Below are 2,927 nucleotides of genomic sequence, written 5' to 3'. Positions count from 1 at the left end.
TGCACCGCCTCGCCGACCCCGATGCGGTGCGCGCCTGGTTGGAGGCGGCCCTCGCACAATGGCCGCAGTCGGCTCAGCCGCAGAGCGCGCCATGAGCCGGCAGGGCCGCCGGGGCAAGGAAAGCGCGCTTCCCGGTACGCGGCGTGCGCTTGCGCATAACGGGGCCGCCCGAAAAGTCCGCGTTAACCCATGAGGCCGCCCGGCAGCTCGCTCGAACTCGGCCTCATCGGCAACTGTTCCATCAGTGCGTTGATCGACGCGCAGGCGCGCATCGTCTGGTATTGCCTGCCGCGCTTCGACGGCGACCCGGTGTTTCACGCCTTGCTGGCCGATCCGCCCTCGTGGCCGGCCAAGGGCAGCTGGACCATCGAGATCGAGGACTTCGAGCGCAGCGAGCAGGCTTACGACGACGGCACTGCGATCTTGCGCACGCGGCTGATCGGCCGCAACGGCGATGCGATCGAGGTGGTCGATTTCGCGCCGCGATTCTTCACGCGCAATCGGCCGTTCCGCCCGGCGGTGCTGGTTCGGCGCGTGCATCCCGTGCGCGGCCACCCGCGCATCCGCATCAGCATGCGGCCGATGGCCGACTGGGGCCGCGTGGTGCCGCAGATCACGCGAGGCGGCCATCACCTGCGCTATTGCGGCCCCGCTGGCACCTTGCGCCTGACCACCGACGCGCCCATCACCTACATCGAGGCCGAGACCTGGTTCTCGCTGGGCGGGCCGCTCAACCTGTTGCTCGGCCCGGACGAGACCGTCGAGCGCGGCGTGGCCGAGGTCGCCCGCGAGTTCGAGGAGCAGACCGCGCATTACTGGCGCAGCTGGACGCGCGCGCTGGCCCTGCCGCTGGAATGGCAGGCCGCGGTGATCCGCGCTGCCATCACGCTCAAGATGTGCCTGTTCGAGGAAACCGGCGCCATTGTCGCGGCGATGACCACCAGCATTCCCGAGGCGCCCGACAGCCAGCGCAACTGGGACTACCGCTACTGCTGGCTGCGCGACGCCTTCTTCGTGGTGCGTGCGCTCAACAGCCTGTCCGAAGTCGGCACGATGGAGGATTACCTGCGCTGGCTGCACAACGTGGTGCGCGAGGCGGCGGGCGGACACATCCAGCCGCTCTACGGCATCGGGCTGGAAAAGACCTTGCCGGAGGTGCAGCTCGATCATTTGCGCGGCTACCGCGGCATGGGCCCGGTGCGGGTGGGCAACCAGGCGCAAGAACACTTTCAGCACGACGTGTACGGCAACGTCGTCCTCGGTGCCGCGCAGTCGTTCCACGACCGACGGCTTTTCCGGCGCGCCGACGCCGGCGACTTCGCCCTGCTCGAAGCGGTGGGCGAACGGGCCTGGGCCACGCACGACCAGCCCGATGCCGGCATGTGGGAGCTGCGCACCCGCGCGCGCGTGCACACGTCTTCGGCGCTGATGAGCTGGGCCGCCTGCGACCGCCTGGCCAAGATCGCCGTGGTGCTGGCGCTGCCGGAGCGCGCGATTCGTTGGCGCGAGCGGGCCGACACCATTCGTGAGCGGGTGTTGACAGAGGCATGGAGCGAACGCCGCCAGGCCTTCGCCGAGAGCCTGGGCGGCAACGACCTCGACGCCAGCGTGCTGCTGATGGCGGAGGTCGGCTTCATCGATCCCTGCGACCCGCGCTTCATCGCCACGGTCGACGCGCTCGAAGCGAGCCTGTGCGACGGGCCCTACATGCGCCGCTACGAAGCGGCCGACGATTTCGGCAAGCCCGAAACCGCCTTCAACATCTGCGCCTTCTGGCGCATCGATTCGCTGGTGCGCATCGGCAGGCGCGAGCAGGCCCGGGCGATCTTCGAGGCCATGCTGGCGGTGCGCAATCCGCTCGGCCTGCTCTCGGAAGACACCGATTCCCGAAGCGGCGAGCTCTGGGGTAACTTTCCCCAAACCTATTCCATGGTCGGCGTGATCAACGCCGCGGTGCGCCTGTCGGCGCCCTGGGATTCGGTGATCTAACACTGAAGGACACGGCAATGGCAGGCAGGCTGGTGGTGGTTTCCAACCGGGTCGGCGACCCGCGCAAGCCGGCGGCGGGCGGGCTGGCGGTGGCGGTGGGCGAGGCGCTGGCCACCAGCGGCGGTGTGTGGTTCGGCTGGAGCGGCAAGGTGGTCGATGAGGGCGACAGCGGCGCCATGCATTCGCAGCAGTCGGGCAAGGTGACCCTGGCGACGCTGGATCTCAACGCGGCCGACCACGAGGCCTACTACGAGGGCTATTCCAATCGCGTGCTGTGGCCGGTGTTTCACTACCGGCTCGACCTTGCCGATTTCGAGGCCGGCTTTTTCGAGGGGTATCAGAGAGTCAACCGCCTGTTCGCGCGCAAGTTGATGCCGCTGCTGCGGCCCACCGACGTGATCTGGGTTCACGACTACCACCTCATCCCGCTGGCCGCGGAACTGCGCGCGGCCGGCTGCACGCAGCGCATCGGCTTTTTCCTGCACATCCCGCTGCCGCCGCCGCTGATCCTGGCCGCGATTCCGGCGCACGAATGGCTGATGCGCTCGCTGTTCGCCTATGACCTGGTGGGCCTGCAGAGCGAAGCCGACGTGGAGCATTTTTCGCGCTACGTGAAGTCGGAGGCCGGCGCCGAGCCCCTGGGCGAGGACCACTACCGCGCCTTCGATCGGCAGGTGCGCGCGCGCGCCTTCCCGATCGGCATCGACGTGAACGAGTTCGCGGCGCTCGGCGAGACGGCCGAGTCGATGGAAACGCGCAAAACGTTGCGCGAGCAATACGCTACACGCCAGTTGCTGATCGGCGTGGACCGGCTCGACTATTCCAAGGGCATCCCGCAGCGGCTGCGCGCCTTTCGCCGGCTGCTCGCGAACTACCCTGAGAACCTGAAGAGCGCCACGCTGATCCAGGTGGCGACGCCCACCCGCGAAGGCTTGAAT

General features: G+C 68.4%; 2 protein-coding genes. Both read left to right on the top strand.

Annotation, left to right across the window (positions count from 1 at the left end):
- The first annotated feature begins 189 nt into the window (after window positions 1–189).
- A complete protein-coding gene (locus H0W38_RS20155; protein WP_292457523.1) occupies window positions 190–1,989 on the top strand; it encodes a glycoside hydrolase family 15 protein in 1,800 nt (599 codons plus the stop codon).
- 17 nt (window positions 1,990–2,006) lie between these two features.
- Window positions 2,007–2,927 (top strand): trehalose-6-phosphate synthase (locus H0W38_RS20150; RefSeq protein WP_292457521.1); only part of this gene is annotated, 921 nt, incomplete at its 3' end.

The organism is Methylibium sp., assembly GCF_013817365.1.
Classification (GTDB): domain Bacteria; phylum Pseudomonadota; class Gammaproteobacteria; order Burkholderiales; family Burkholderiaceae_C; genus Methylibium.
The sequence above is the reverse complement of the archived record's forward strand: the minus strand, read 5'-3'. Positions and strand labels throughout refer to the sequence as shown.